At 64.0% G+C, this 25,583-nt stretch carries 17 protein-coding genes and 1 pseudogene; 6 read left to right on the top strand and 12 right to left on the bottom strand.

Annotated features, from left to right (window positions below; all coding sequences use genetic code 11):
* Positions 1–3 precede the first annotated feature (3 nt).
* The gene (locus CLU91_RS18675; protein ID WP_100875333.1) at positions 4–1,773 is read right to left on the bottom strand and encodes a tetratricopeptide repeat protein; all 1,770 of its coding nucleotides are present in this window, start codon (positions 1,771–1,773) and stop codon (positions 4–6) included.
* Positions 1,774–1,939: 166 nt separating this feature from the next.
* Here CLU91_RS18675 and mutM point away from each other — a divergent pair, with 166 nt between their 5' ends.
* The 5 genes from mutM to CLU91_RS18650 are packed head-to-tail and all read left to right on the top strand — an operon-like array spanning position 1,940 to position 8,297.
* Entirely contained in the window at positions 1,940–2,776 is an 837-nt protein-coding gene (gene mutM, locus CLU91_RS18670) for a bifunctional DNA-formamidopyrimidine glycosylase/DNA-(apurinic or apyrimidinic site) lyase (protein WP_100875332.1), read from the top strand.
* Positions 2,777–2,786: 10 nt separating this feature from the next.
* Positions 2,787–4,688: a dynamin family protein gene (locus CLU91_RS18665; protein ID WP_100875331.1), complete on the top strand. Its 1,902-nt coding sequence runs from the start codon at positions 2,787–2,789 to the stop codon at positions 4,686–4,688.
* 20 nt (positions 4,689–4,708) lie between these two features.
* Positions 4,709–5,872, top strand: coding sequence for an A/G-specific adenine glycosylase (gene mutY / locus CLU91_RS18660; RefSeq protein ID WP_100875330.1), 1,164 nt, complete (start codon positions 4,709–4,711; stop codon positions 5,870–5,872).
* Positions 5,872–7,686, top strand: coding sequence for a sensor histidine kinase (locus tag CLU91_RS18655; protein WP_198521360.1), 1,815 nt, complete (start codon positions 5,872–5,874; stop codon positions 7,684–7,686). The genes mutY and CLU91_RS18655 overlap by 1 nt, the downstream gene beginning before the upstream one ends.
* Entirely contained in the window at positions 7,683–8,297 is a 615-nt protein-coding gene (locus tag CLU91_RS18650) for a response regulator transcription factor (RefSeq protein ID WP_100875328.1), read from the top strand. The genes CLU91_RS18655 and CLU91_RS18650 overlap by 4 nt, the downstream gene beginning before the upstream one ends.
* Here CLU91_RS18650 and CLU91_RS18645 read toward each other — a convergent pair.
* The 10 genes and pseudogenes from CLU91_RS18645 to pilM form a co-directional block, all read right to left on the bottom strand.
* Positions 8,294–11,515, bottom strand: coding sequence for a molybdopterin dinucleotide binding domain-containing protein (locus CLU91_RS18645; protein ID WP_100875327.1), 3,222 nt, complete (start codon positions 11,513–11,515; stop codon positions 8,294–8,296). The two genes, CLU91_RS18650 and CLU91_RS18645, sit on opposite strands and share 4 nt — an antisense overlap.
* Before the next feature lie 10 nt (positions 11,516–11,525).
* Positions 11,526–12,632 carry an NrfD/PsrC family molybdoenzyme membrane anchor subunit gene (gene nrfD, locus CLU91_RS18640; RefSeq protein ID WP_100875326.1) on the bottom strand — a complete coding sequence of 369 codons (1,107 nt, stop codon included), beginning with the start codon at positions 12,630–12,632 and terminating at the stop codon, positions 11,526–11,528.
* Positions 12,633–12,635: 3 nt separating this feature from the next.
* A complete protein-coding gene (gene dsrO / locus CLU91_RS18635; protein ID WP_100875325.1) occupies positions 12,636–13,346 on the bottom strand; it encodes a sulfate reduction electron transfer complex DsrMKJOP subunit DsrO in 711 nt (236 codons plus the stop codon).
* Between the two features lie 284 nt (positions 13,347–13,630).
* The gene (locus CLU91_RS18630) at positions 13,631–14,767 is read right to left on the bottom strand and encodes a deoxyguanosinetriphosphate triphosphohydrolase (RefSeq protein WP_100875324.1); all 1,137 of its coding nucleotides are present in this window, start codon (positions 14,765–14,767) and stop codon (positions 13,631–13,633) included.
* 2 nt (positions 14,768–14,769) lie between these two features.
* Positions 14,770–16,389, bottom strand: coding sequence for a bifunctional shikimate kinase/3-dehydroquinate synthase AroKB (aroKB, locus tag CLU91_RS18625; protein ID WP_100875323.1), 1,620 nt, complete (start codon positions 16,387–16,389; stop codon positions 14,770–14,772).
* A 117-nt stretch (positions 16,390–16,506) separates the two neighbouring features.
* On the bottom strand, positions 16,507–18,747 hold the full coding sequence (locus CLU91_RS18620; RefSeq protein WP_198521359.1) for an Ig-like domain-containing protein: 2,241 nt from the start codon (positions 18,745–18,747) through the stop codon (positions 16,507–16,509).
* Between the two features lie 97 nt (positions 18,748–18,844).
* Positions 18,845–20,170, bottom strand: a pseudogene (locus CLU91_RS18615) (type IV pilus secretin PilQ); the annotation flags it as partial.
* A 98-nt stretch (positions 20,171–20,268) separates the two neighbouring features.
* A complete protein-coding gene (locus CLU91_RS18610; protein WP_100875320.1) occupies positions 20,269–21,303 on the bottom strand; it encodes a pilus assembly protein PilP in 1,035 nt (344 codons plus the stop codon).
* 15 nt (positions 21,304–21,318) lie between these two features.
* A complete protein-coding gene (locus CLU91_RS18605; RefSeq protein ID WP_100875319.1) occupies positions 21,319–21,879 on the bottom strand; it encodes a PilN domain-containing protein in 561 nt (186 codons plus the stop codon).
* Entirely contained in the window at positions 21,876–22,508 is a 633-nt protein-coding gene (gene pilM, locus CLU91_RS18600) for a pilus assembly protein PilM (RefSeq protein WP_157814730.1), read from the bottom strand. The genes CLU91_RS18605 and pilM overlap by 4 nt, the downstream gene beginning before the upstream one ends.
* Before the next feature lie 299 nt (positions 22,509–22,807).
* On the opposite strand from pilM, the gene CLU91_RS18595 reads away from it, so the two are divergent.
* Positions 22,808–25,153: a penicillin-binding protein 1A gene (locus CLU91_RS18595; RefSeq protein ID WP_100875317.1), complete on the top strand. Its 2,346-nt coding sequence runs from the start codon at positions 22,808–22,810 to the stop codon at positions 25,151–25,153.
* Between the two features lie 66 nt (positions 25,154–25,219).
* Here CLU91_RS18595 and cyaY read toward each other — a convergent pair whose 3' ends face one another.
* Positions 25,220–25,549 (bottom strand): iron donor protein CyaY, encoded by a 330-nt coding sequence (gene cyaY / locus CLU91_RS18590; protein ID WP_100875316.1) that lies wholly within the window; start codon positions 25,547–25,549, stop codon positions 25,220–25,222.
* Between the last annotated feature and the right edge of the window lie 34 nt (positions 25,550–25,583).

The following is a 25,583-nucleotide window of genomic DNA, read 5'->3' as shown; positions in this document are numbered from 1 at the left end:
CGATTACAAACTGACATTCAAGCGCGCCAGCGTACTTTTCAGCGCATCGTTTTTCGGGTCCTTGCTTCGCGCTTCGCGCCACAGTTTTTGCGCTTCATCCTTGTCGCCCTTCTGCCACAGCACTTCGCCCAGGTGGACGGCGATTTCCGGGTCGCTGCGCACGGCATAGGCGCGGCGCAGCGCGTTTTCCGCGGCGGCCAGGTTGCCCATGCGGAACTGCACCCAGCCCATGCTGTCCATGATGAACGGGTCGCCCGGCGCCATCTGCAAGGCTTTTTCGATCAGCGCATGGGCTTCCGGCAGGCGAATGCCCCGCTCGGCCAGCGAGTAGCCCAGGGCGTTGTACGCATGCTGGTTGTCGGGCGCCAGCGCCATCACGCGGCGCAGGCTCGCCTCCATCAGTTCGAGCTTATCCAGGCGCTCGGCCAGCAAGGCGTAGTCATACAGCAGTTCAGGATTATCGGGGAAGCGCAGCAAGGCGTTTTCCAGCACCGTGTAGGCGCTTTGCACGTAACCAGCGTCGCGCAGGAATTGCGCATCGACCAGCAGCACCTGCGCCTGGCTTGCCGGATCGTCCGTTTCGATTTCCGTCAGCGCCTTGCGCGCCGCATCGAGATTGCCGCCACGGGCGATCAGCTGGGCGCGGCGCAAGCGCGCCTCGACATAACCGCTTGATGCGCTGTTGTCGACCTTGTCCAGCCAGGCGATGGCGCCGGCCGTGTCGCCGCGCGTCTCGGCGATCTGCGACAAGATCATCAGGGCCTTGAACGGATCGCGCGTGTCGCCGGGGGATTTTTCAAGCACGGCCAGGAAGCGCTTGAAGTGCTGCTCCGCGCCCTTGGTGTCTTCCAGCTGCAGGGCCACGATACCGAGCGCATACAGCGCGCCCACGTTATCGGGCGCGCTTTTCAGCAGCAGCAGAAATTGCTCGCGCGCCGGCTCCAGCTGTTTTTGTTCGACCAGCAGGCGCGCATACGCGCCGCGCACTTCGACGGCGTCCGGATTCTTTTGCAGGAAAGTGGCCAGCACCTTGCCCGCCGCCTCGGACTCGCCCGTCACCTGCGCCAGGGTCAGCACGGCCAGCTCGGAATTCGGCTTGATCGCCAGCGCCTTGTTCGCTTCGCCGATGGCGCGCTCACGCTCGCCGATCGACAGGGCGCCCTGCGCCAGCACCAGGTGCGCTTCAAACATGTCCAGGTAAGGCTGCGCCAGGCGCGTCACCATCGAATAGGCATACAGCTTGTCATTCGAGCGCGACAAAATCTGCTGCATCTGGAACAGGGCCACGCCGCGCGCGCCCGCTGGCGCATTGGCCAGGCGCTCGGCGAAAATCGGTTCCGCTTCTTCGATCTTGTCCGTCAACACGACAAAGCCGAGGAAGAACTGCGTCGCCTCGTCCGAATCGGGTGCCAGCTCGCGCCACAGGCGGATGGCCGCCAGCGCTTCGCTGCCCTGCTTGGCGGCCAGCGCCATTTCGGAAGCGCGGCGCGCCAGGCGCGGGTCGCGCGTCTGCTGCGCCGCCACCATCATCGTCACGTACGGCCCTTGCCACTGGCCGCTCTTGAATTCCATTTCAGCGCGGGTCAGCTTGTACAGCAGATCGCTGCTCAATTCGACCTTGGGCAAACCCTTCGTCTTGGCGTCGGCGTCCAGCTCCTGCGGCGCGGCCGCAGAGGGGCCGGCCGCGGCATCGGCGGGGGCGACGGGCGTCTGTGCCATGGCATGCGTGGCCATCAGGGCGGACAAGGTTACAATGGCGAAAGCGTTTTTCAAAGGCTGATCCTGGCTAAACGGCAAAGTTTGATTCTACGCCCAACGCGGCTATCGCGTACTTCACGTATGTAACGAAATATATACGTCGTGGCGGCGTAGCCTGCCCGAGCCAGCCATCGGCCGGCAAGCCGCCTGTTTTTACCCGGTTTTCAACCATTCGAGCCCTATGCCAGAATTGCCAGAAGTCGAAGTCACACGGCGCGGTGTCGCGCCCCACATCGAGGGCCGCGCCGTGCGCGCCGTCGTGCTGCGCCGCGACGGCCTGCGCTGGCCCTTCCCTGCGGCCCTGGGCGAACAATTGTCGGGGCAAACCATCGGCCTGACGGGGCGGCGCGGCAAATACCTGCTGATCCACTTCCGCCACGGCACCCTGATCATCCACTTGGGCATGTCCGGCCATTTGCGCGTGCTGCCAACGGACACGCAGGCGCAAAAACACGACCATTTCGACCTCGTCGTGGAAGACGCGGACGGCGGCAGCCAGGTGCTGCGCATGACGGACCCGCGCCGCTTCGGCGCCGTGCTGTGGCACGACGAGGCCGACGGCCCGCTCGATGGCCACGCGCTGCTGCGGGGACTCGGTACGGAACCGCTGGAAGGCGGCTTCACGGGCCAGCTGCTGTTCGAAAAAACGCGCAACAAGGGCACCAATATCAAGCAGGTGCTGATGGCGGGCGACATCGTCGTCGGCGTGGGCAATATCTATTGTTCCGAAAGCCTGTTTCGCGCGGGGATCAACCCGAAGACGCCGGCCCGGCGCATCGGCCTGGCGCGCTATGAGAAACTGGCGCAAGCGATCCGCGACGTGCTGGCCGAAGCCATCGTGCAGGGCGGCAGCACCCTGCGCGATTTCATCGGCGTGAATGGCCAGTCCGGCTACTTCCAGCAGACGTATTTCACATACAACCGCGCGGGCAAGCCATGCCGCGTGTGCGGCGCGCCTATCCGCCAGATCGTGCAGGGACAGCGTTCCACGTTCTACTGCGTGAACTGTCAAAAGTAAAGGGGGCCTGATGGTCAGAGATTTGGAACAATACAGCGCATGGCGGCAGGACGTGCAGGCCGCCTTGCAGGCATACCGGCAAGCCGCCAGCGCGGCGGGCCTGGTCGACGGCGCGTCCGCGCTGCGCCTGGCGCGCTGTGGCTCCCGCCTGCTCGACGACCGTTTATCCGTTGCCTTCGTGGCGGAATTCTCGCGCGGAAAATCCGAGCTGATCAACGCCATCTTCTTTGCCGGCTACGGCCAGCGCATCCTGCCCTCGGGCGCGGGCCGCACCACCATGTGCCCCACCGAGCTGCTGTACGACGCGGCCTGGCCGCCATCGATCCGCCTGCTGCCCATCGAGACGCGCGCGCAGAACCTGTCGACCAGCGACTACCGCGACCTGCCCGCCGCCTGGACCGTCCTGCCCCTGAACATCGATGCGGGCGACGACATGCAGGAAGCCATCCGCCAGGTCAGCCTGACGAAAAAAGTCAGCGTCGAGGAAGCGGCGCGCTACGGCCTGTACGACGCCGGCGACGCGGACGCCCCCGCCATGCTGGACGACGACGGCCAGGTGGAAATCTCCATGTGGCGCCACGCCATCATCAACTTCCCCCATCCGCTGCTGAAACAGGGCCTGGTGATCCTCGATACGCCCGGCCTGAACGCCATCGGCACGGAACCGGAACTGACCCTGAACCTGATCCCGAATGCGCATGCGGTGCTGTTCATCCTGGCGGCCGACACGGGTGTCACGCGCAGCGATATCGAAGTATGGCGCAACCATATCGGCGCTGGCGCGGGGCGCCTGGTGGTGCTCAACAAGATCGACAGCATGTGGGACGAATTGCGCGGCGATGCCGAGGTGGCGCAAGCGATCGAGCGCCAGCAAGCCAGCGTGGCGCATCTGCTGACGCTCGACGCTGGCCAGGTGTTTCCAGTGTCGGCGCAAAAAGCCCTGGTGGGCAAGATCAACCACGATGCGGCGCTGCTGGAAAAGAGCCGCCTGCAGGCGCTGGAAACGGCCCTGTTCGAGGAGCTGATCCCCGCGCGCAAGGACATCATCCGGCGCCAGCTGGCGTTCGACCTGGACGCCATCGAAGCGGCGCAGCAGGTGCAGGCGGCGGCGCGCGCGCGCGGCATCGCCGAGCAGCTGCACGAGCTGCACAGCCTGCGCGGCAAGAACCAGAGCGTGATCGCCCACATGATGCGGCGCATCGATATCGAGAAAAAGGAATTCGACAGCAGCCTGTTCAAGCTGCAAGCGACGCGCGCCGTGTTTACCCGCCTGTCGACGGAGCTGTACACGAGCCTGGGCATGGACATCGTGCGCGACGATATCGATGGCGTGCGCGCGGCCATGCAGCGCAGCCGCTTTTTCACGGGCCTGCGCGAAGCCGTGCGCCAGTATTTCGAGCGCATCGCCAGCAACCTGGATCGCTCGGAAGGCAAGACGGCCGAGATCACGGAAATGATGAACGTGATGTACCGTAAATTCGCCTCCGAACACGGCCTGGCGCTGGCCTTACCGATGCCGTTTTCGCTGGCCCGCTATCGCCAGGAAATCGCCGACATCGAAGCCGTCTACCATAAGCAGTTCGGCACGGCGACCCTGCTCACCACCAGCAGGGTCGTGCTGATGGAGAAATTCTTCGACACCATCGCCTCGCGCGTGCGGCGCAGTTTCACCAACGCCAACGACGACGCCAGCGCCTGGCTGAAAGTCATCATGGCACCGCTCGAAGCGCAGATCGTCGAGTACAAGGAACAGCTGAAACTGCGCTTTGCCTCGATCCAGCGCATCCACGACGCCACGGGCAGCCTGGAACAGAAAATCGCCGGCTTCGAGGCCAGCCTGGCGGCGCTTGAACGCGACAAGGCGCAGCTGGCGCAATTGCTGGCCACCCTGCGCGCCGCCAGCGCGACCTAACAAAAACACTGGAATCCTGCATGAAACGTCTGCTGCATCCGCTCTCGCCCGCCACGGGCACGGCCCCTTTGGAAGACTACGTCGACCCGACTTTTTCCGCCACCGTCATCGCCTGGCAAAAGCAGCATGGCCGCCATGCGCTGCCATGGCAAAACACGCGCGATGCCTACCTGATCTGGCTGTCCGAAATCATGCTGCAGCAAACGCAGGTCACCGCCGTACTCGGCTACTACGCGCGCTTCCTCGAACGCTTTCCCACCCTGCGCGACCTCGCTAGCGCCCCGGTGGAAGACGTGATGGCGCAATGGAGCGGCCTCGGCTACTACACGCGGGCGCGCAACCTGCACAAGTGCGCGCAGCGCGTGGTGGCCGAATACGATGGCGTCTTCCCCAGCGACCCGGCCCTGCTGGCCGACCTGCCCGGCATCGGCCGATCGACGGCGGCCGCCATCTCCGCGTTTTCCAGCGGCACGCGCGCGGCCATCATGGACGGCAACGTCAAGCGCGTGTTTGCGCGCACGTTTGGCATCGATGCCTATCCCGGCGAAAAACGGGTCGAGGAAGCCATGTGGCGCCGCGCCGAAGCGCTGCTGCCTGAAACCGGTATCGAAGCCTACACGCAGGGTTTGATGGATTTCGGCGCCACGCTGTGCACGCGCAGCAGCCCCGATTGCGGCCGCTGCCCGCTGCAGCCGCGCTGCGTGGCCTACGCCACCGGCCGCACCAAGGATTTACCTGTGCGCAAACCGAAGAAAACCAGCCCGGAAAAACATGCCGTCATGTTGGTCGTCATCGACGATGGCCAGGTGCTGCTGGAACAGCGCCCCGGCTCGGGCATCTGGGGCGGCTTGCTGTCGCTGCCCGAACTCGATGGCCACGTGCTGGCCGGCGACGACTCTCCGCGCGACATCGACCAGCAGGCGCTGGCGCGCGCCGTGGCACCGTTCGGCACCATCGAAACGCAGGAACGGCTGCTGCCCATCGTGCACGTCTTCACCCACTACAAGCTGCACATCGTGCCCTGCCGCGTCACCCTGGCGCGCCGTCTGGCGCTGGCTGGGGAAGCGACGCACGTCTGGTACGACGGCGCAAAAATTGCAGACGCGCCGCTGCCCGCACCGATCAAGAAACTGCTGCTGGACCTGTTCGGCGATGCGCGCGCGGCGCAGCGCAGCATGTTCTAGTGCGACGTTTTTTACTGTTCGCGCTGACGGCGCTGTGTCTGCACGGCGCGCAAGCGGATGACGCACTGCCAGAGGTCCCGGAGGTGAGAATTGGCGTGCTCGCCTACAAGGGCGCCGACGCCGTGCAGCAAGACTGGTCGTACGTGACGCGCCACCTGCAGGCCAGCATTCCCGGCATCCGTTTTACATTGGCCGACTACGACCAGGCGGGCTTGACGCGCGCCGTGCAGTCGCAAGCGATCGCCTTTGCCATCACCAGCAGCGGCCATTACGTGGCGCTCGAACACAGCGACGGCGCCAGCCGCATCGCCACCCTCGAATCACCGTGGACGGACTCGCCGCGCCAGGCCATCGGTTCGGCCATCGTCGTGCGCAGTACTTCGCCGCTGCATGACCTGGCCGACCTGGCGGGCAAGAACGTGATGGCCGTGGCGCCCGATGCCTTTGGCGGCTACCAGATCGCCGCGCGCGAACTGCGCGAAGGGGGCATCGATCCCACGCATGATTTCGCCAGCCTGCGCTACAGCGGTTTCCCCTCGCAGCAGATCGTCGACGCCGTGCGGGCGGGACGCATGGATGCCGGTATCGTGCGCACGTGTCTGCTGGAACAGATGGTGGCACGCGGCGAAGTGCGCGCTGATGAACTGCGCGTGATTACCACGCGCCCGATACCCGGCTTTCGCTGCGCCAGCTCGTCGCGGCTGTATCCGGACTGGCCCTTCGTGGCCCTGCGCCAGACGCCGCCCGCACTGGCCAAAAAGGTGGCGCAAGCCTTGCTCGCCATGCCGCGTACCGATGAAGGTTACAGCTGGACGGTGCCCAGCGATTACCAGATCGTCGATGAACTGTTCCGCGACTTGCACATCGGTCCCTACGCCTATCTGGACAAGCTGACGTTCGAGACGGCCCTGCGCCGCTACTGGGGCTGGATGCTGCTGGTGCTGGCCCTGCTCGTGGCCTGGGCTGTGCACACGGTGCGTGTGGAATACCTGGTCAGCCGGCGCACGGAGCAATTGCGCGCCGCCCAGCACCAGCAGCGCGCGCTGGAAGAACAGGCGCGCCAGCGCCAGGCCACGCTCGACCACACGGCGCGCCTGGCGATCCTGGGCGAAATGGCCAGCGCCATCGCGCACGAATTGAACCAGCCGCTGGCGGCCATCGGCAATTTCGCGCGCGGCATGGCGCGCCGCATCACGGCGGGCCGGCTCGATGCGGCGCCCCTGCTCGACGGCGCGCAGGAAATCGCCACGCAAAGCGAACGCGCGGGCGCCATCATCCGCCACATCCGCGCGATGGCGCAAAAACGTCCCGCGCACAGCACCGCCTTCGCCCTGGCCGACGCCGTGGAGCAGGCGGTATCGCTGTTCCGCGCGGCCCATCCGCAAGCGCGGATAGACTGGCGCCACGACAGCGCCAAGCTTGCGCCGCGCGTGCTGGCCGACCCGCAGCAAGTGCAGCAGGTGCTGCTCAATTTGCTCAAGAACGCGCTCGATGCGCAGGTGGAAAACGACAATCCGGGGCACCCCATCGGCGTGCTGCTGCACCGCGAAAACGGCGCCTGCACGGTGGCCGTGCGCGACGCCGGTTGCGGCCTGCAGGCGGCGCAGATGGCGCGATTGTTCGAACCCTTTTTCACCACCAAGGCCGAAGGCCTGGGCCTGGGCATGTCGCTCAGCAAAAGCATCATCGAATCGTTCGGCGGCAGCCTGTCGGCGCACGCCAACGCCGATGCGCCAGGCTTGACGGTCTGGTTCCGCCTGCCCGAAGATGCCGGTATGGAAGCGCACAAGGAAAACCAAGAGGAAACACCATGAATGAAAGCGATGCGATCATCTTTGTCGTCGACGACGACGCCGCCATGCGCCGCTCGCTGGCCTATCTGTTCGATTCGGCCGGCTGGCAAGTGCAGACGTTCGAATCGGCGCGCGATTTCCTGCAGCGCTATGACGGCCATGCGCCCGGTTGCTTGCTGCTCGACGTGCGCATGCCTTTGATGAGCGGCCTGGAACTGCAACAGGAGCTGGCGCGCCATGCGATCTCGCTACCCGTGATTTTCTTGAGCGGCCACGGCGACCTGGCCATGGCCGTGCAGACGATGAAGGCAGGCGCCTGCGATTTTCTGGAAAAACCGTGCAAGGATCAGGTATTGCTGGACGCCGTCTCGCGCGCCGTGGCCCGCAGCGTGGATGAGAGCCGCAGCGCCGCCAGCGCGAATACGGCGCAATCGGCGCTGGCCAGGCTGACGGCGCGCGAACGCGAAGTGGCGCTCTTGATGGCCGAAGGCAAAGCGTCGAAAGTCATCGCCCGCGAGCTGGGCATCAGCGACAAGACGGTGCAGGTGCACCGCCATAACACGATGGAAAAACTGGGCCTGCATTCGGCAGCCGAGGTGGCCCGGCTGCTGATGGCCAGCGGAGAGATTTAAGCCCGCACGATGCGTGCCGGCAGTCCCTGCCGCACCGACGTGCCCGAGACGGGATCGACAAACACGTTCTTGTCGCCGCGGCTCGGGTCCGTCAATCCCAGATCGTTCAGGTTGATGCCAGCGCCGATGGCCGGCTCGTCGGGCTGGCGCAGCTTGCCGATGCGGTGCGCGCGCGCGCCATGCTCCTTGTGGCCGAAACCGTGTTCGACGGCGATCACGCCCCGCTGCACGCCATGGCGCAGCATCACCGTGGCCCTGGCCTTGCCGCCCGGCGTTTCCAGCACAATTTCATCGCCATTTTCCAGCTTCAAGCGCGCCGCATCGTCGGGATGCACGGCGACGGGGTTGTCAGGATGGATGCCGCGCAAGCGCCGCGCGCCGATGCTGTAGGAGTTCTGCAGTGCCGATTTATAGCTGATCAACTCGAACGGCCATTCGCTGGCCGGATAGGTTTTACGCACGGGCGTGCCGTCGGCAAACGCCGCCACTCTCCACGCGGGCGTACCGGGGAAGCGCTTGCCGCTCAAGCTGTTCTTGCTTACGCCCAGGCCCTCGTTGTACAGCATCATCGGTTTCAAATAACGGTGCGTGGACCAGTCCTGCGGATACGGCGTCTCGTCGATCACCGGCACGGCAGCAGCGGGCGCCTTGGGGTTCGCAGGCGGCGGCAGGCGCAGGCCGAACATCTCGCCATAGCTCTGGTAGCGCCCTCCCCGCGCCAGCATGAAGGCCACCTTGCGCCACTCTTCCGGCTTCAGGGTGCGCTCCAGTTCGGAGCGGATGCGGGCAACGCCGGACAGTTCGATGTCGTCGTCGCTGGCCTCCGGCACGGACGTCTTTCCCTGCCAGGCGATGTTGGCGCCGCCGCGCAGATACCAGTCTTCCGCGCGCTGCAGGGGGAAGCGCTGGCCATCCATGTCTTGCAGGGCATCCGGACCGAAGCCGGGCAAGGCCATCGTTTTTGCCAGCGCGATGAAGAACGATTCCATGCAGATGGTCTGGCCGTCCGGCGTTTTTTGCACGCGCGGTTCGACCACGGGCCAGCGCGCCGTGCTCATTTTGACGGGCATGCCGCCCCAGGCGCCGGCCCAGCCCCAGCTTTCATACAGCAGGGTATCGGGCAGCAGGTAGTCGGCAAACGCCGAGCTTTCATTGATGAAGGGGTCGATGGCGACGATCAGGGGAATCTTCTTCGGATCGGCCAGCTCCTTGCCGATCTGGGCGCGCAAGCCCGTGATGCCGTAGACGGGATTGCAGCTCCACAGGATCAGCGCCTTCAGAGTGTATGGGTAGCCGTTCATGGCGCTGGTGAGCCACTCGGTCGCCAGCGCGGGCGCATTCGGATACCACGGCGCCCTGGCCGGATAGGCCTTGCCCGCTTCCTTCTTCAGCTTGAATTCCGAGGTTTTTTCATACGGCACATTGCGCCCGATCGGCATGCCGGCCGCCTTGATCTCGCCGTCGAAACTCTCGAGGTTGTAGCGTGGCCCAGGCCCCGCATCCTTGAAGCTGCCGCCGTTGACGAGGGTGCCGCCCTTGCGGTTCAAATTGCCGATCAGGGTATTGAGCATGACCAGCGCATAGGCGTTATAGAAACCGGCGCCCGACATCATGCCGCCGTGCGCATTGACGGCTGCGCGCTTGCCATGGCTGGTGAGTTCCTGCGCCAGGCCTTCGATGATGTCGCGCCCGATGCCGCAGGCGGCCGAATACTCGTCCATGCTGTGGCGCTGCGCTTCCTCGTTGAGCATCGTCATGGCCGTCTTCAGGTGCAGCGGCGCGCCAAGCACGTCCAGCGGACCGTCGAAGAACAAACGCCCTTCTCCCTTGGCGGCATTGTGCGGCACGATGGCTTGCGTGGCGGCGTCGATCACGCAGAAGGCGTCGCCATCCTTGTAGCGCTCTTCTTCCGCCTGCTCCACCGCGCCGATGTCGGACGCGCGCAGGTAGCGGCCATCGCGCGGATGGCCTTTCTCGTTGATGATCAGATGCGTGGCGTTGCACCAGGCGGCCTCCCCGGCCGCTTCCGCCACCTTCAGGTTCGGCTGCACGAGGAAGTTGCGGTCATAGCGTTCGTGCTCGATGATCCAGCGGATCATGGCCATGGCCAGCGCGCCATCCGTGCCCGGCTTGATCGGCACCCAGCGGCTGCGGTCGCCCGCCGCCAGGCTGTCGGCATTCGTCAGCACGGGGTCGACGACGACATAGCTGAATGCGCGCTTGCCCGAACGGGCCTTGGCGATCAGGGTGCCCTGGCGCTTGAACGGGTTGCCTGCATTGCCCGGCGCCGTGCCCACAAAAATACAAAATTCCGTGTTTTCCAGGTCTACTTTCGCATGCGGCATCTTCTTCATGTCTCCGAACATGGCGCCCGAGCCGCTGCGGTAGGCGCCGCCGCAATACGAACCGTGATTGACCAGATTCAGACTGCCGTACGACTGCTTGAAAAAGCGCGTGCCGAACGCCAGGCGTCCATCGTCGGTGCTGCACATCAGGCCTACCTGATTGACTTGCGGGCCCAGTTCCGGCTGCGCCGGATCGATCGGTTTTTCCAGCTCGCGCAAGGCGCGCAAGCCCTGCACGTGGCCTTCGCCAAACAGGTCGCCGCCTTCCGTCACTTCCTTGACCAATTGATCGAAGGCGATCGGTTCCCACTGGCCGCCGCCGCGCGGTCCCACGCGCTTCATCGGCGCCAGCACGCGGAACGGCGACTCCATCTGTTCCAGCACGCCGTTGCCGCGGCCGCATGCCGTCGAACGGCCCTTCAAGCCCTTTTCCTGGAAGCGCGACAGCGAGACAAAGCTGTCGCGGATCGAGGTCTGGTAAGGCAGCGCCGGGTCGGCCGACATGGGGCTGTACGGGTTGCCCGCCACGCGCAAGACCTTGCCGCTTTTTTTATCCAGGCGCACGCGCACGCCGCAAAACGTGGTGCAGCCCATGCACATGGTGTAGCTGACCTGCTGGTCCGGGTTGACGGTCAGCTTGCCCGTGGCCGTGTCGACGGAAAACTCGGGCGGCAGGGAATTGCCGTGCAAGCGCTGTACGGCTTTGTCCTTGCCCAGCGCGTGGTCGACCATGCGGCCGGCCGTGGTGGAAAAGCTGGCGGCAAAGGCGGCCAGGCCGCCGCCGATGGCGCCGTAGCGCAGCAGCTTGCGGCGTTTTTCATTTTCATCTTCCGGGCCGTCGTTGCGGTCGTCGTTGTGTGTGCGTTCGTTCATTTTTGACTCCTCAGTGCGTGGCCATGGCGGGACGGTTGCGCAGCATGCGTCCGGCCCATGGCAAAAATTCCAGCATCAGCAACAGCAGCGCGATCCACAGGCCAGCCGTGCCGATAATCCCCATCAAGCCATCGTTCCCCATCGGCAGGTGGTAGTCGTACAGGCCCGCGCCCGTTTTCGGGATCGTCTGGCCGCCGATGAAAATCGTCCAGCGCATCATCCAGGCGCTGTGCAGCGCGATCAGGCCGTTCACCAGGCCACTCGTGGCCGGGCGCCAGATGGCCAGCGCCATCGGCACGATGGACGACAGCACGGCCCACACAGCCGTGAACTGCCATTGCGGCATGCCCGCCACCTGGGTAAAGGCCATGCTGTGGCTGGCGCTCACGCCAGAGAGACTGACGAACAGCCAGCCGCCGCCCAGCGCCAGCACCAGCGCCAGCGACAGGGCCAGCGCGCGGTTCAAGGACACTTCCAGCGCCTGCTCGCGGCCCGGCAGGAAGCGGTTGAACAGCAGCGCCAGGCCCACGGCGCCCACAAAGGCCGTAGCGGCAAATTGCGCCGGCAGGAAAGGCGTGAACCACAGGGGACGGGCGCGCACCACCATCACTTCCATGCCCGTGTACAGGCCCACGACAAAGGCGGCCAGCAAGGTGAAGGCGGCGGCGCTGACGATGGCCTTGCGCGATGTGGCACCACCGCGTCCCAGCAGGCGGTAAGCCCAGGCCAGACGATCCTGGCCCTGCCCCCGCGTGGAAAAATCCACGCGCAGCGCCAGCCACGCGTACAGCATCAGGCAGCCCAGATACAGGGGAATGAAGAACGAGCCCCACGACATCCACGACTGCGGCTGGAAGTAAATATAGAAGTGGTAGAAGCGGCCCGGCCCGTGCAGGTCGGCCAGCAGCGCCACGGGCGCCGTCATGCCGCAGACGAGGGACGCCAGCAACGCGATGCGCCCCAGGCGTTCATACGCCTTGCGGCCGAAGACGAAGTACGGCAAGGTCAGCATGAAGCTGCCGTAACTGAGTCCGATGAGGAAAAAATACTGCACCGCCCACGGCAGCCATGCCGCTTCGCGCGTGACGTTGACAATTTCTGTGATGTGGCTGTCCATGGTTTATTTCCCGTGTTTGCTCGGTTGCCAAAGAGTCGCTTCGCCTTCGACGTGGCCGGCGAAGCGCGTGTCCAGTCCCAGGTAAAACACGTGGGGCTGGGTGCCTTGCTCGGGTTTGAGCACTTTCACCTTGTTCTCGCTGAGCAGCTGGTGCACCAGGCTTTCAGGGTCATTGAGGTCGCCGAAGATGCGCGCGCCGCCGACGCAGGTTTCCACGCAGGCCGGCAGCAGGCCTTCATCGACCCTGTGCGCGCAGAACGTGCATTTGTCGGCCTTGCCCGTTTCGTGGTTGATGAAGCGCGCGTCGTACGGACAGGCTTGCACGCAGTAGGCGCAGCCCACGCAGCGGTCGCCGTCGACGACGACGACGCCATCCTTGCGCTGGAAGGTGGCGCCCACGGGACAGACGGGAATGCAGGGGGGATTGGCGCAGTGGTTGCACAGGCGCGGCAGCATGTAGGTGCCGCAGCGGTTTTCTTCCTTGACTTCATAGGTCGAGACAACGGTGCGGAAGCTGTTTTCCGGTACGGCGTTTTCCATGATGCAGGAGACCGTGCACGCCTGGCAGCCGATGCACTTCTGCACATCGACCACCATCGCCCAGCGCTGGCCGCCTTCGCCCCTGGTGGCGGCCTTGCCGGGCAGCGGCGCGATGGCCGCCCCGATGGTAACGGCTGGCAAGGCGCGCAAAAAACTGCGGCGCGATTCAATCATGACACTCTCCTTGACTATGGGCGGCAAGCCCTTGTTGACTTGCTGCCATGATAGAAAAGAAGTTGCCGTACGGATATTGGGGTGATCGGGTGGGGACCTAGATGATCATGCCGATTGACAGGATCGGCAATGCGGAGTAATGGGTAGGTCGGATTAGCGCGCAAGCGCGTAATCCGACACCACCACCGGCCGCGCCAACAATGTTGTCGGATTACGGCCTGCGGCCTAATCCGACCTACGTTGACAATTCATCCCAAGGGGTAGATCGGTGCCCGCAGTGACCGTTACAGCTCGTCGAGCGAATACAGCCGGCGGTGCTCGCGGATCGCGTAGCGGTCCGTCATGCCGGCGATGTAGTCGGCGATCTTGCGCGCCTGCTTGGTCACATCATCGCCATTGACCTGATAGTCGGGCGGCAGCAGGGCCGGTTCGGCCATGAAGCTGTCGTACAGTTCGCGCACGATGCGGCTCGCCTTTACCCGCATGCGGTTGACCTGGTAGTGGCGGTACAGGTTTGCCCGCAAAAAGCGTTTCAGGTCCGTCGCGTCACGGCGCATGGCATCCGAAAAACGGATCAGCGGGGCACTGGCGCGCACTTCGTTCACATCGCGCGGCGCCGCGTCGAGGATCAGCGCATTCGACGTGACGATCAGATCGTCGGCCAGGGCCGTGATCAATCGGCGCAGGGTTTCGTAGATGGCGCGCCGGCCCGACAGGCCGGGAAACGCCTGCTGCACGTCGCGCCACAGGCGGCCGAAGAATTCCACCTCTTCCAGCTGGGCGATGGTGATCAGGCCGGAACGCAGGCCGTCGTCGATATCGTGGCTGTTGTAGGCGATTTCATCGGCCAGGTTGGTCAGCTGCGCTTCCAGCGTCGGTTGCGTGCGGTCGATGAAGCGCTGGGCCACTGGCCCCAGTTCGCGCGCATGCGCCAGCGAGCAGTGTTTCAAGATGCCTTCGCGCGTCTCGAACATCAGGTTCAAGCCATCGAAGGCGCCGTAGTGCTCTTCCAGGGTATCGACCACGCGCAGGCTTTGCAGGTTGTGCTCGAAGCCGCCGTGCGCCTGCATGCATTCATTGAGCACGTCCTGGCCCACGTGGCCGAACGGCGTGTGGCCCAGGTCATGCGCGAGCGCGATGGCTTCGACCAGGTCTTCGTTCAGGCGCAGGTTGCGCGCAATCGAGCGGCCCACCTGCGCCACTTCCAGGCTGTGCGTCAGACGCGTGCGGAACAGGTCTCCCTCGTGATTGAGGAACACCTGCGTCTTGTATTCGAGGCGGCGGAAGGCCGAGGAATGGATGATGCGGTCACGGTCGCGCTGGAACTGGCTGCGCGAGGCGTGCGCCGCCTCGGCAAAGCGACGTCCCTGCCCCTGTGCCGAATGGGCTGCATAGGGAGCGAGGAAGTCTTCCGGCATCATGATCAAGCCACTCCGGCGGCCAGGGTGGCCAGTACCAGTTCGTGCGGCGCGGACGTGATGCTCGGGCTGCCCAGCGGTTTCAAGAGGATGAACTTGATGGCGCCGCCCTCGTTCTTCTTGTCCACTTCCATCAGTTCCAGCCAGCGCGCGACACCGAGGTCGGGCGCCTTGACGGGCAAGCCGGCGGCGGCGACGAGCTTGCGCACGCGCTCCACGGCCGCCTGGTCGATATAGCCCATGCGGCAGGACAGGTCGGCCGCCATCACCATGCCGCAGCCGACGGCTTCGCCGTGCAGCCAGTGGCCGTAGCCCAGACCCGCTTCGATGGCGTGGCCGAAGGTGTGGCCGAAATTCAGGATGGCGCGCAAGCCGCCTTCGCGTTCGTCCTGGCGTACCACGTCGGCCTTGATTTCACACGAGCGGGCGATCGCATACGCGAGCGCGCCCTTGTCGCGCGCCATCAGCTTGGCCATGTTCGCCTCGATCCAGTCGAAAAACGCGGCGTCGATGATGGCGCCATGCTTGATCACTTCGGCCAGGCCCGCCGACAGCTCGCGCGCCGGCAGGGTTTCCAGGGTCGAGGTATCGGCGATCACGGCGCGCGGCTGATAAAACGCGCCGATCATGTTCTTGCCCAGCGGATGGTTGATGCCCGTCTTGCCGCCGACGGAGGAATCGACCTGCGCCAGCAAGGTGGTGGGCACCTGCACGAAGCCGATGCCGCGCATGTAGCTGGCGGCAGCATAGCCGGTCAGGTCGCCGATCACGCCGCCGCCCAGCGCCACCAGGGTGGTCTTGCGGTCGCATTTATTGGCCAGCAGCGCGTCGAAGATCTGCATCAGGCTGGCCCAGTTTTTATATTCTTCGCCGTCCGGCAGGACGATGCAGATCACTTCCCGGCCATCGCTGGCCAGCGCTGCCTGCAGGCGGCCCAGGTACAGGGGCGCAACGGTGGTATTGGTGACGATGGCCACCTTGTGGCCGCTGATATGGCGCAGCAGCGCATCGGCGTCGGCCAGGAGGCCAGGACCGATGGCGATCGGATAACTGCGTTCGTCGAGGTCTACGCTCAACAACATTTTGGATTGCTCGTTCATCGAAGGCTCTGCATGAATGACGCAGTTGGGCGAAGCTTCGCATTCGAGGCTGGCCAGCTGCATCAGGATGGTCTGGACCATCGATTGTACGTTAGGACGGCCCGTGTCGATGACAATGTCGGCCACTTCCATGTAATGGGGTTCGCGCTGCGCCGTCAGCTCTTCGAGCTTCCTGCGCGGGTCAGCCGTCTGCAGCAGCGGACGATTCTTGTCATGGCTGGTGCGCGCGAGGATGTTGCTGACGCTGGCGCGCAGATACACGACCGTGCCCCGTTCCTTCAGGTAGGCGCGGCTGTCGGCATTGAGGATGGCCCCGCCGCCGGTGGCCATGACGATGCCTTCCTGGGCGCTCAGGTCGCGGATGACCTCGGCCTCGCGCCGGCGAAAGCTGGCCTCGCCCTCGATTTCAAAGATCCACGGGATGGTCGCTCCCGTGCGTGCCTCGATTTCATGGTCGGAATCGACAAAGCGCAAGCCCAGCTTGCGGGCCAGGATGCGCCCGATGGTGGTCTTGCCTGCGCCCATGAGGCCGACAAGGAAAATATTACTGTTGGAAATTTCAGACACTTTTATATCAATCAGAAAATAAACGCACACCACGAGCAGCCTGCCCCCTGTGCAGCACTGCCCGTTCCCCTCGCGTCAAGGACAAGAGAATGCCAGTTTAAACGGATAACTGGTGATATTGCCCAGCGGCGTGGTCACCGTCACATTAAACGTGCTGGTCAACGGGATCGTGCAACTGGTCGGCGTCAGGCTGTTAATTGTAACGGCATGCCAGCTTCCCTGGTTACCTTGAATGTTGCTTCCTGTCCTGTCATCGACGCCAGCGGTATTGTGCGGGAAGATATTTTGCACACTGGTGGGCAATATCGTGGCGCTACCGTTGACCATGTTGCTAATCGACACCGTGCTACCGGAAGGCATGGGATTCTGCTGAAAATCACTGATCCGCACGCTGAATTGACGTACATCCGCAGCCTTCACGGTACCAAGATCATAGACGCTTCCGCCGAGCCTGACGTTAGTTGATCCATCGAACAATGTGACGTTATCGGCGTGGCTGTCGCTCAGGAAAATGGCCGTTCTGACAAATAGCGGCTTGCTGCCGTCAGTCGTACTGGCACATATCAACGCCAGACCCGGCCACGGCTTGTCTGCCGTACCACCATTGCTAACATCGTTGCAGGGTGTGACGGGTGGATTGCTTGCCGTGCGCGGCTCCTGGCTGCGGAAGTCCACGGAACAACCGCCATTGGCGGTGATGCAACCGCCCATGCTGGACGATCCAATGGCGCCCAGACTACTCTGGAATGCGACCGGTGTACCGTCAGGAACGGGATTGCCAGCCTGGTCCGCCAGCAAAACCGTGACGGTGGTAGCCGGTGCATTCAAAGGACTGTCATACGACCAGCCTTCCACATTCGACTTGCCCACGCTAATCGAGAATCCCGATTGCACGGGCTTGCCGGTCGTGACGAGGATGGAGTCGGAATACGTATACATCAAGGACTTCAGTGACGCCTTCACGCGGAACGTGGTCGGCGTCGTACCGGAATTGACCGTGGTAATGACCTCGCCATTGGCATCGGTGGTGTCCGTCAACTTATTGAGGGTGACGGCAGCCCCGTCGTCCAGCGAGAACGTTACATCCTGGCCGGCAAGCGGTTTGTTAAAGGTATCGAACACGCGGAAAGTCAGCGTTGCCGTTTCCGTGCGCAGCAAGCCGCCCTGCCCTTTGATCACAATGGACTTGCCTGCCGGACTCACGGCTGACAACTGTATCGATGCCGGTGCGGGAGAGCCCACGGGCAGGGAGGCGTGCGCGGCGCTGTTACTGCCAACTACGCTGGCATTGATCTTGTCGGTGTTGCTGCAACCGAGATCGCGATACACCACCGTTGCCTTGCCGTTACTGGCAGCGACGTCAGTGGCCACGCTGGCCTTTCCTGCCAGAATGCAGGGCGAGCTGAATCGGACAGTCGCACCAGCCCCCAAATACGGGGTGCCAGCAGTCATGCTATCGCCAGACCTGATATCGACCGACATGGTCGTGGAGCCATAAGCAGCGATAGCAGTGGGTAAAAATGTCAGGTTCGACGCAAACAATTCGGTGGCACCCAGCACGTAGTTGGCCTGGCTGTTGGCGGTGGCGCCGTTGGTCGTGCTGGTGGCCAGCAGAGTACCAGCGCCACTGGCCAACAAACTGACTGGCCGCAAGATGACACTGGCTATGCCACTATCATCGGTCAGCGCCGTGCCAGTCGATGACGACAGCAACGCCAAAGCGTTATCGGTAGAAAACATGACCAGCGCACCACTAATCGGTTTTCCACTCAGATCGGTGACGATGGCCTTGGCCGTCAGCGGCGTGGCGCTCGACAGCGCGTTACTGGCGCTGCCACCACTGAACAGCGACAGCGTCATTTTGGCGCCCGCAGCCTGCGCCGCCTTGACTTCATAGCTCGCCTCGCCGGTGACCGTGGCGGTGCCCGCCGCGACAGTGGCCGTCAGCTTGCCCGCACCGGTGACCGTCGCATTCAAGGCCGAGACAGTGATGCTGGCATAGCCCTTGGCGTCCGTCAGCGCCGTGCCATTGGTCGACGACAGCTTTACCAGTGTGGCGTCGGAGGCGAAAGTGACTATCGTATTGCTGACCGGAGCACCATTTTTATCGATCACCAGCGCCTTGGCCGTCAGCGGCGCGGTGCTGCTTAACGTACTGGCAGGCTGGTCGGCCGAGTTCAACAGGCTCACCGTGACCGTCGCGGCCACACCACCGGTGGTACCACCGCCCTTGCCGCCATCGATGGTCGGATCGCCGCCACCGCCGCCACACGCGGCCAGCACGGTGCTCAAGACCAGCAAAGCCAGCCAATTCAATGCCCTACTCCAAGAAGTATTGCCTAAAGAAAAATTCCGCATAGTCGCCATCCGTCCGCTTTCGTGTGCATTGTTACTTAAACGTAAAGATGTGACATTAACGTGTTGCTGGCCGATCTGCCACTATTTTCGGCGTAATAAACACCATCAGTTCCGTTTTTTCTTGACTGCGGCCCGTGCTGCGGAAAAAAACACCGAGCACGGGGATGTCGCCCAGCAGCGGCACCTTGCTGTCCGTACCCCGTTCGGACTGCTGATAAATGCCACCCAGCACCACCGTGCCGCCGTCTTCCACCATTACTTGCGTGCGCACATGCTTGGTGTCGATGGCGAAGCCGGAACGCGTTTCCTGGCCCACGCTATCCTTGTTCACATCCACTTCCAGCACAACGTTGCCGTCCGGCGTGATCTGCGGCGTCACTTCCAGACGCAAATTCGCCTTGCGGAACGTGATCGACGTGGCGCCGCTGCTGGTGGCCACCTGGTAGGGCAATTCGATGCCCTGCTCGATCAGCGCCAGCACCTTGTCGGCCGTCACCACGCGGGGGCTGGAAATGATCTTGCCCCTGCCATCGGCCTCCAGCGCCGACAATTCCAGGTTCAAGAAGCGGTTGGCGGCCGCCGAAAACAGGCTCAGGGCGAAACTGGCCGGTTGCAAGCCATTGATGCTGGCGGCCGGCAAGTTGACGAATTGCGAGTTCGGCACGAAGGCGCCGCTGCCTGCCACCGTTTGCCCCGTCGCCTCGCCCACGCCCTGATACGTGCCGCCAATGGCCGCACGGCGCCCGCTGCCGCCCAGCGAAAAACCGGGCGGCTGGCCCGCTGCCAGGCGCTGGTCCGTAAAGCCCAGGCGGGCGCCCAGGTTGCGGCTGAAACTGTCGTTTGCCTCGACAATGCGCGCCTCGATCATCACTTGCCGCGTTGGAATATCCGTCTTGGCGATCAACTGGCGGATCTGCTCCAGGCGCGCCGGCACGTCGGTGACGAACAGCTGATTCGTGCGCGGTTCGATCAGCACGCTGCCACGGCGCGACAGCAGCCGGCTGCGCCCTTCCCCCGCATCGAGGCCGAACACGCTGCGGAACGCTTCGGCCTTCTGGTAGTTGAGCTGGAAGATGGCTGATTGCAAGGGTTCCAGTTCCGCGATCTGGGCGCGCGCTTCGAGCTCCAGTTTTTCGCGCGCCAGCATTTCCTCGCGCGGCGCGATCCACAGCACGTTGCCATTGCGGCGCATGTCCAGCCCCTTGGCTTGCAGCAGCACGTCGAGCGCCTGGTCCCACGGCAAGTCGCGCAGGCGCAAGGTCAGGTTGCCCGCCACGCTGTCGCTGGCGATGATGTTTTGCCCCGATGCATCGGCCAGGATATGCAGGGCCGCGCGCACGCCCACGTTCTGAAAGTCGACGGAGATTTTCTCGCCCGCATACAGGCGCGGCGCCGTCACCTGCACCACCGCCTCGTCCCCGGCCAGGGCGGTGCCAGGCAGCAATAGCCAACACATCGAACACATCCACATAGACGGCTTCATGGCGTGGCCTCCGGCACACTGGCCCTGGCGTCACCCGGCCTTTGCAGGGACAGGCTGCCATGCCGTTCACGCCAGCCACCGCCCGCGTCCGGCAGCAACTCTTTGTACTGCAGCGCCTGTTCGCTGATCTGCGTGACCCGGCCGTGGTCTGGCCCCAGATACTGGCCCACCGCCACCCGGTACACGCGCGGGCCCGCCAGCAGCAGCGCGCTCAGGCGGCCAGACTGCTGCACACTGCCCACCATGCTGATGGCCGGCAAGGCGACGCTTTCCAGCGGCTCGCGCACGCGGCGCGGGTCGGGCCCCGCCACGCTGCCACGCTGACCGGACTCGGACGCTGGCGGCAATGCATTGAAAGGGTCGGCCAGGGCGGCGGCCGCGTACGGCTGCGGCGCGACAGCGGCAAGCGGGCGCCATGCTGGCACCGCTGCGGGTGTGGCCGCCTTGGACGCCAAAGCCGCTTGCGCTGCCCGTTCCCCCGCGTCGGGCAAGCGATACGCCTGCAGCACGGCATCGAGGGTCAGCAAGCGATCCTTGCCCAGGGTCAAGGCCAGCTCATGCACCGTAACGATGCGCGGCAGGCGCGCCAAGTCCCCCAGCAACGCGCCCATGGCGTGATAGCCGCCGCGCAACTGTATGGTGATCGGCAAGGCGACATACGGCGTTTGCGGCCGCACCGCACCGGGCTTGAACAGCGAAAATTGCAGGCCGCGCGACTGGCCTGCGGTGTTGATGTCCGTCAACAACACCGCCATCGCCTGCTGGTCGGGCAATTGCTGTTCCAGCTGGGCCAGCTCGGCGCCGGCCTGGCGCTGCTGCGCACGCCACTGCGGCAACTGCTTCGCCTTGGCCTGCGCCGACAGATAATCGGCGCGCAAGCGGCCTTCCTCGCCTTGCGCCAGCTGCACGGCGGCCATCAGTCCAGCCAGCCAGATGGCGTGCAGCAGCGCGGCCATCAGCGCGCCGGCCAGGGTGGCGCACGCGAGGCGCGCGGGTAGCGGCCACAGCGACGCGGTCTTCAAGCTCAGCATGATCAACCTCCACGACTAAGATTGCACAGCGGGTGCCAACGCCAGCCGTATCGTCCATTCCACGGCGCCATCGGCCACGCCGCGCACTTCCACCAATGCCGGGCGGGACCAAGGCGCAGCCTGCTCCAGTGCCAGCAACAGTGCCGCGACCTTGTCCTGCGACACGGCCTGCCCTTGCAGGCGCACCAGCGCCGTTTCCTGGTGCACACTGTGCAAGGCCACGCCGGCCGGCATCGCCTGGGCCAGCACATCCAGCATGCGCACCCAGGCATGGCGTTGCGCTTGTAAATTGGCAATGGCCTGCTGGCGCAGCAGCAGCGCCGCCGTCTCGCCCTGCACCCGCTTGCCGGAGGCGAGGACGGCATTCACCTGCTGCATGGCATGGCGCCAGCCTTGCTGGCGACGCAGTTGCGCGTCGAGCTGGTGCTGCAGCCAGGCGCCCGCCGCCAGGGCCAACAGCAATCCCAGCACCGCTCCTCCGGCCAGTTGCCACAGCAGCAGCTGACTGCGCCGGCGCCGTGCCGCCTGCCGATGCGGCAACAGGTTGATGCCCGGCACTTGCGCCACGGCCATCATCGCGCGTACCGGTGCAAAGCCAGCCCCCAGGCCAGCTGATAACTGAGGCCGCCGTCCGGCAAGGCTTGCCAGCCCCCCTGCGCGAGTGCCGCCTGCAGGGCCAGCGCCTCGCTATCCATGACGATGGGCGTCAAACCGGCCGCCATGGCCGCATCGAGGCGGCGCTGCACGCTGGCGCGCCGCGCCGCCACCAGCAGCACCTCTATCTCCCGCTCTGTCTGGCCGGCAAGCGGCGGCGCGGGCCCGAGAATGAAAAAATCCAGGCTGGCGTCTTCCAGCGCAAACGGCATGTATTGGGCCGCCTCCAGTTCCACCAGGATTTCCAGCTGTTCCTCCGGCAAGCCTGCCGGCAGGCGAATCGCATGCGTGATCAGGGCCGTGGCCGGCATGGCCAGGGCCACGCGGGTGCAGCCGCTGCCACTGTTGCGGCATGCCAGGCGCACGGCGCTGGCCAGGCCCTGCGGATCTTCGACATGACCATCAATCATCACGCCTGGCGCCAGCGCGGCGCTGCCGCAATGCTGGCACGACAGCTTCCCTCGCCGGCGCCTCAGCTCGACCACGCGCACGGCATCGTCCGCCATGTCGACGCCCAGCAAACCGATGCCAAGAACACTGCGGATGGACATGTTTTTCATGGAGAAACGTCAGCGTGGGAGGGGTTGCTGCCATCCCAAGCCTAGTCCCGGCAGCGCTGGCTTGTAAATGGATTTCACGCTGGTGTCTGCGGCGCGCGGCACCTATCTGGCCCGGCCGTGATCTGGCGCAGAATAATTGTTACCAAATCCTGGTTGCCAGCGGGCCAATACACGCTTATATAGAGTATCGACAAGTTTCAACACGCCCCCGGCAAGCGCCACAGCGCGCTGCCACCCCGGCAAGCTCGCTTATAATTGGCCGGCATAATTAACCGAAAGACATACGACGCATGACATCTTCAAACTCCGCTGGCTCCGCTGGCTCGAAGCCGCCCACCAAGGGCAGCAAACCCAAACGTTTTCTGTTGATGGCCCTGGTATCGCTGCTGGGTCTGGGCATCGTCGGCGTCTTGCTGGTGGTCTTTGGTCTGGCCATGGCCTATCCGAACCTGCCAGCGCTTGATACCTTGACCGATTACAAGCCCAAGATGCCGCTGCGCGTGTTCACGTCCGACAGTGTGCTGATCGGCGAGTTCGGCGAAGAGCGGCGCAACATGGTGCACATCAAGGATATTCCCGATGTCATGAAGAAAGCCGTGCTGGCCATCGAAGATGACCGCTTCTATGAACATGGCGGCGTTGATTACCTGGGCATCACGCGCGCGGCCCTGCACAACCTGACGGGCGGCGCCAAGCAAGGCGCCTCGACCATCACGCAGCAGGTGGCGCGCAATTTCTTCCTGTCCAGCGAACAGACCTTGAAACGCAAGGCGTATGAAGTCTTGCTGGCATGGAAGATCGAGAAAAACCTCAGCAAGGACCAGATTCTCGAAGTGTATATGAACCAGATTTATCTGGGCCAGCGCGCCTATGGCTTCGCCTCGGCCGCGCAAATCTATTTCGGCAAGAATATCCAGGACCTGACAGTGGCCGAAGCGGCCATGCTGGCCGGTTTGCCTAAAGCGCCATCGGCCTACAACCCCGTCGTCAATCCGAAACGCGCGCGCATGCGCCAGCAATACATTCTGCAGCGCATGGCGCAGCTGGGCTACATCACCCCGGCGCAGTTCGAAGAAGCGAAAAATGAAGAGCTGAAAGTGAAGACCGACAGCAGCGCCTTTGGCGTGCATGCGGAATACGTGTCGGAAATGGCGCGCCAGCTGGTCTACGAGCAATTCAAGGAAGATACCTATACGCGCGGCCTGAACGTCTACACCACCATCACCAAGGCCGACCAGGACGCCGCCTACATCGCCTTGCGCAAGGGCGTGATGGATTACGAGAAACGCCACGGCTACCGCGGCCCGGAAGCCTACATCGAGATTCCGAAAACCAAGGCCGAAGCGGACGACGCGATCGAGACGGAGCTGGCCGACCACCCGGACAGCGACGACATCATCGCCGCCATGGTGTTGCAGGCATCGCCCAAGTCCCTCCAGGCCGTCACCTCGGCCGGCGAAGAAATCACCATTACGGGCCCCGGCCTGACCTTCGGCGCGGCCTGGCTGTCGGAAAAAGCGGCACCGAACCGCCGCATCAAGCGTGGCGCCGTGATCCGCGTCATGCAAGAAGGCAACGCCTGGGTCTTGACGCAGATGCCGGAAGTGCAATCGGCGTTTGTCTCGGCCAGCACCACGGACGGCGCCATCCGCGCCATGGTGGGCGGCTTCGATTACAACCGCAACAAGTTCAACCACGTCACGCAGGCGTGGCGCCAGCCCGGTTCCGCCTTCAAGCCCTTCATCTATTCCGCGTCGCTGGAGCGGGGCCTGTCGCCGGCCACCATCATCAACGATGCGCCGATCTCGTTCGACGCGGGCCAGACGGGCGGCCAGGCGTGGGAACCGAAAAACTACGACAGCAAATACGATGGCCCGATGACCATGCGCAAGGGCTTGATGAAATCGAAGAACATGATTTCCATCCGCATCCTGCACAAGATCGGCGCCAAGTATGGACAGGAATACGCGACGCGCTTCGGCTTTGACGCAGACAAGAACCCGCCCTACCTGACCCTGGCCCTGGGTGCCGGCAACGTGACGCCGCTGCAGATGGCGGGCGCCTACGCCGTGTTCGCCAACGGCGGCTACAAGATCAACCCGTACCTGATCGCCAAGGTGACCGACAGCGATGGCAATATCCTGTCGCAAGCCAAGCCGGACCTGGCGGGCGAGGAAGCCAACCGGGTCATCGACGAGCGCAATGCCTTCATGATGAACAGCATGCTCAACGACGTCGTGCGCTTCGGCACGGCAAATAAAGCCATGGCCTTGAAGCGCCCTGACCTGGCCGGCAAGACGGGCACCACCAACGATTCCATCGACGCCTGGTTTGCCGGTTACCAGGCCAAGCTGGTGGGCATCGCCTGGATCGGCTACGACCAGCCGCGCAACCTGGGCAACCGGGAAACGGGCGGCGGCCTTGCCTTGCCGATCTGGATCAGCTACATGGCGAAGGCATTGAAAAGCATTCCCGTCGAGGAACGCGCCGTGCCCGAAGGCCTGATACGCGTGGGTGACGAGTATTACTACGCGGAAAATCCACCGGGCACGGGCGTCGGCAGCCTGGAAGGCGCGGCGCGCGGCACGCCGGAGGAAGAGAAAGCCAAGGAAGCCGTCAAAAATGAATTGTTTTAAACGGTAATCATGCAAAAAGGGCAGCCTGCAAAGGCTGCCCTTTTTTTATTGCCACGGCAGTCAGAATTACTTCAGGACCACCGCCGCGCCGGCCTGCTCGCTGGCCATGGCCGACAGGGCCGCAAACAGTTCCGAGCCGTCGCGCGTGTTGATCCATTCATCGCCCACGCGCTTGTAATGAAAACCGCCGGAACGGGCGGCCACCCACATTTCGCGCATGGGGGCCTGACTGTTGACGATGATTTTCGTGCCGTTGTCGATGAATTCGATTTCCAGCACATTGCCGCTGCGGCTGCATTCGACGTCGAGCACGTCTTCATCGTTCAGCCGGTCCAGCGCCGTGGCGATCTGGGTCAGGGTGGCTTCGGCCTGGGCCAGGAATTCCGATTCGCTCATGCTACACTCCAAAGATCTTAATCAAACCGTGATT

This window comes from Janthinobacterium sp. 64 (assembly GCF_002813325.1).
GTDB lineage: Bacteria > Pseudomonadota > Gammaproteobacteria > Burkholderiales > Burkholderiaceae_D > Janthinobacterium.
This window is presented reverse-complemented; position numbering and strand designations above follow the sequence as displayed.